The 4,497-nt window shown below is 64.7% G+C and carries 3 protein-coding genes; 2 read left to right on the forward strand and 1 reads right to left on the reverse strand.

Annotated elements, in window-relative coordinates:
• Positions 1–186: 186 nt before the first annotated feature.
• Positions 187–1,647: a cytochrome-c oxidase, cbb3-type subunit I gene (ccoN, locus tag FAZ79_RS04870; RefSeq protein ID WP_136866859.1), complete on the reverse strand. Its 1,461-nt coding sequence runs from the start codon at positions 1,645–1,647 to the stop codon at positions 187–189.
• A gap of 874 nt (positions 1,648–2,521) precedes the next feature.
• On the opposite strand from ccoN, the gene FAZ79_RS04875 reads away from it, so the two are divergent.
• Positions 2,522–4,279, forward strand: coding sequence for a BCCT family transporter (locus FAZ79_RS04875; protein WP_136866860.1), 1,758 nt, complete (start codon positions 2,522–2,524; stop codon positions 4,277–4,279).
• Positions 4,280–4,324: 45 nt separating this feature from the next.
• Positions 4,325–4,497: SMR family transporter (locus FAZ79_RS04880; RefSeq protein ID WP_247709499.1), on the forward strand; the 173-nt coding region annotated here is incomplete at its 3' end.

Below are 4,497 nucleotides of genomic sequence, written 5' to 3' on the forward strand. Positions count from 1 at the left end.
ATGTGCATCGAGGTCTTGCCAAGATCGATACCAAGCGTTTTGATAGACATAGGTCTGTTCCTCCTTCATCGCCGTTCGGTTGTTCCTCCAAACAGCGTAATAGGGTGGGAGCAGGCCATTCCATTAAGAATGCCCACCAATCGGTGGGCATCGTTCCTCAGCGTCAACGAAAACCGAGACGCGGAATCAGGCCGTCGCCACCTCGACACCCCGCTCCTTCTCGGTAAGGCGCTGGTCGGCAAAGATCGTCCGATAGAAGTTGTACGCCATCAGCACGAACCCAACGAGGAAGATCGCCCCACCGAGCGCGCGCACCACGTACGGGATATGCAGGAAGGCGACGGTCTCGACGAAGGTATAGGCCAGGTTGCCGTACTGGTCGAAGGCCCGCAGCATCAGCCCCTGCCCCACGCCGGCGACCCAGAGCGCGACGATGTAGAGCACGATCCCGATGGTCGCGAGCCAGAAGTGGACGAACACGAGCCGCGTGGAATGCAGCGGCTTGCCCCAGAGCCTCGGTACCAGGTGGTAGAACGAGCCGATGGTGATCATCGCCACCCAGCCGAGCGCGCCGGAATGGACGTGGCCGATGGTCCAGTCGGTGTAGTGAGACAGCGCGTTGACCGATTTCAGCGACAGCATCGGCCCCTCGAAGGTGGACATGCCGTAGAACGCCAGCGCGGTGATCAGGAACAGGATGATCGGGTCGGTACGCAGCTTCTCCCAGGCCCCGGAGAGCGTCATGATGCCGTTGATCATCCCGCCCCAGGACGGCAGCAGCAGGAGGATGGAGAACGCGGCGGCGAGCGTGGAGACCCAGTCGGGCAGCGCCGTCCAGTGCAGGTGGTGCGCACCGACCCACATGTACAGGAACGACAGCGCCCAGAAGTGCACGATGGACAGTCGATACGAGTAGACCGGCCGCCCGGCCTGCTTGGGCACGAAGTAGTACATCATGCCGAGAAAGCCGACCGTCAGGATGAAGCCCACCACGTTGTGCCCGTACCACCACTGCGTCATCGCGTCCTGCGTGCCGGAGAACACCGAGTAGGACCCCCACAGCGAGTACGGCACCTGCAGGTTGTTGAACAGGTGCAGGATCGCCGTGGCGAGGATGAAGGCGAGATAGAACCAGTTGGCGACGTAGATGTGCGGCTGGCTGCGCCGCAGGATGGTGCCGAAATAGATCGCGAAGTACGCGGTCCAGGCGATCAGGATCAGCACGTCGATCGCCAGCGGGAACTCCGCGTATTCGCGCGACTGGCTGTGCCCGACGACCAGGCTGGCCACGCCCACGACCAGGATCAGCTGCCACAGCCAGAACAGGGTGTGGTGGACGGAGGAACTGCCCCACAGGCGCGCCTGGCAGGTGCGTTGCACTACGTAGAACGAGGTGGCGATCAGGGCGTTGCCGCCGAAGCCGAAGATCACCAGGTTGGTGTGCACCGGGCGTAGGCGACCGAAGGTGATCTCGGGCACGCCGGCGTTAAGTGCCGGCCAGGCCAGTTCGCTGGCGATGTACACCCCCACCAGCATGCCGATCACGCCCCAGACGATCGAGGCGACGGTAAACCACTTGATCAGGTCGTACTCGTAAACCTCCGCCCCGCCCCTGGCGGCCGGCGCGGCGTTCGTGACTGTCGCCATGGTGACCCCTCCGTTCAAACAACGACTTATTGATTGATAGCAATACCATATAGGTATGTCAAATGCAGGTTTCGGGATGCAGGCGGAAAACCACCCGGTTGCCGCTGGCGCGCGTGGCGATCCCTCACAGGGGATCAGGTGGGCGTGTGGGAGCGAGCCTTGCTCGCGAAAGCCGCTGTGCGGCTGTCTCGCTCTGAGGAAAGCACGTCGGGCACGTCTTTGAGCAGGAATCAAGGGCTGGCAATCCCCGGGCCCCTGTGCCTTGCCTCGTCAGCGCTGGCTTGCCGGGTCGCGCCACAGGGACGTGGCGCCGAGGTTCAGCACGACAGGACGTCGTGTTGAACCGACCCGACAGCAAGGCAGCGCTGACGAGGGAAGCCCGAAGGGCCAAGGCGCCGGGGTGTCCTTGTCTTTGGGTACTTTCTATTGGACAAGCAATAGAAAGTACCTCGGCGTTAGCAACGCGGTGCGATCGAAACCGCCCAGCGAAACAAACGCCCGAAATCGTTCCACCTCCACCAGAAAGCGCGCAACCCCGACACCTCAATCGGGTAGACCCGTCCCAGCAAGTCGGCCATTCGGCCGACGTTGGGCTGAAGCCCAACCTACGGCGCGAGACACACGCCGTTGGCGCGTTTCGCGAGCGGGGCTCGCTCCCACAGCGGGGTACGGGTGGCGCCGCTCGGATGAGAAGCAAGGGTGGATTGCGGGCAGGTGGTCGTCGGTGGGTTTCGCGCCTGACGGCGCTCCTACGGTGGTGGGTGGCGTGGACGGCACGTCGCCGCTCCGGGGCCACCGCCCTGCCCCGGCGGCCCGAATCCGCTAAGGTAGGGTCCGATCCCGGCGAACCCACGATCCGTCACGGACAGACTCGATGAACAAGTTCCAACTCCTGTACGGCCGGCTGCTGGGCGACGTCGGCACGGTCTTCTATCTCTCGGTGCTGATCATCGCCGGCTTCGTCACGGTCGCCGCGCTCTTCCCCGACGACGTCGAGCGGGTCGCCAACCAGGTCCTGGACTACACCGCCAACAAGATGGGCTGGATGTACCTGCTGGCCACCAGCGGGTTCGTGATCTTCATCCTGTTCCTGGGCCTGTCGAAGTTCGGCAACATCCGGCTGGGGCCGGACGAGGAGCCGCCGGAATTCAGCTTCAAGAGCTGGCTGGCCATGATCTTCTCCGGCGGCATGGGCGTCGGCCTGGTGTTCTGGGGCGTGGCCGAGCCGATGATGCACTTCAACGAACCGCCACTGGGGCTCGACGAGCCGCGCACGGCCGAGGCGGCGCAGACGGGCATGCGCTACGCCTTCTTTCACTGGGGGCTGCACCAGTGGGCGAACTTCGCGCTGGTGGGGCTGGCGATCGCCTACATCCGCTTTCGTCACAACGCGCGCGGCCTGATCAGCGAGACCTTCCGGCCGATGCTGGGCAACCGCGTCGACGGCGGCTGGGGCGTGGCGATCGACACCCTCGCGGTGGTCTCGACCATCTTCGGGGTCGCCACCACGCTGGGCCTGGGTGCCTTGCAGATCAACAGCGGGGTGGCGCGCTTCGAGGGCATCGAGTACGGCACCTCGACGCAGATGATGATCATCGCGGGCCTGGGCGTGCTGTTCACCATCTCGGCGATGACACCGCTCAAGGCCGGTATCCGCTACCTGTCGAACCTCAACATGATCATCGCGATCGGGCTGTTCCTGTACGTGATCCTGTTCGGGCCGACGGCGTTCATCTTCCAGGAGTTCACCCAGACGATGGGCGAGTACCTGGGCAATATCGTGCAGATGAGCCTGGTGACCACGCCCTACTCCAGCGAGCACTGGGTCGAGCAGTGGACGATGTTCTACTGGGCCTGGGGGCTGTCGTGGGCGCCGTTCGTGGGCTCGTTCATCGCACGGATCTCGCGCGGGCGGACCATCCGCGAGTTCGTGCTGGGCGTGATGATCGTGCCGGTGGGCCTGAGCATGCTGTGGTTCGCCGCCTTCGGCGGCAGCGCGATCCATCTGGAGCTCTACGAGGCGGCGGGGATTGCCGACGCGGTGGCCCGCGAGGTGCCCGCCGGGCTCTACACCACCCTCGAGCAGATGCCCTGGGGCACCTACGCGGGCCTGGCGGCGATCGCGCTGGTCTGCGTGTTCGTGATCACCTCGGCGGATTCGGCCACCTTCGTGCTGGGCATGTTCACTTCCAAGGGCGTGCTCAACCCGACGCGCTTCGTGCGCGTGCTCTGGGGCCTGCTGCAGCTGTCGATGGCGATCGTGCTGCTGCTCTCCGGCGGACTCGAGGGGCTGCGCACGGTGTCGATCATCGCCGCCTTCCCCTTCATGCTCCTGATGGTGCTGATGGCCTTCGCCCTGCACCGGGATCTCACCCAGGAGTTCTGGCAGCGCGAGGAGAAGGAGCGCCTGATTCGCCAGCGGATCGAGAACCTGCTGCTGCGCGAATCCGAACGCGAGGCCGAGCGTGCCGCGGCCGAGGAGGTCCACCCCTCCGCCCCCGACACGGTCCTCGGCCCGGAGGAACCCCCGCGCGTGGGGCTGGGCGACCACTCGGAGATGCCTGGAGACACACCCAAACCGAACACCGAGCCCACCCCCGGGGGTTCGAGGAATTCGGATTCGACCCATTAGGCAGGCATGCTCTCCGACCAGCGAGTCGACGAGTAGGACGACGACATGACTCCCTACGCCTATTTGGCCATCGCCATCATTCTCGAGGTCGTGGCCACCAACGCGCTCAAGGCAACGGATGGCTTTACTCGGCTAGGACCGAGCGCACTGGCAATCGCGGGCTACGGTGGTGCGTTCTTTTGCCTCGCGCTCGCCCTGCGGAGCATTCCGGTCGGGGG

The sequence above is a fragment of the Guyparkeria sp. SB14A genome, assembly GCF_005096345.1.
Classification (GTDB): Bacteria; Pseudomonadota; Gammaproteobacteria; order Halothiobacillales; family Halothiobacillaceae; genus Guyparkeria; species Guyparkeria hydrothermalis.

Bases quoted from the DNA above. Each gene is read 5' to 3' on its own strand.
- FAZ79_RS04875 (WP_136866860.1), top strand. From the start codon at position 2,522: ATGAACAAGTTCCAACTCCTGTACGGCCGGCTGCTGGGCGACGTCGGC.
- ccoN (WP_136866859.1), bottom strand. From the start codon at position 1,647: ATGGCGACAGTCACGAACGCCGCGCCGGCCGCCAGGGGCGGGGCGGAG.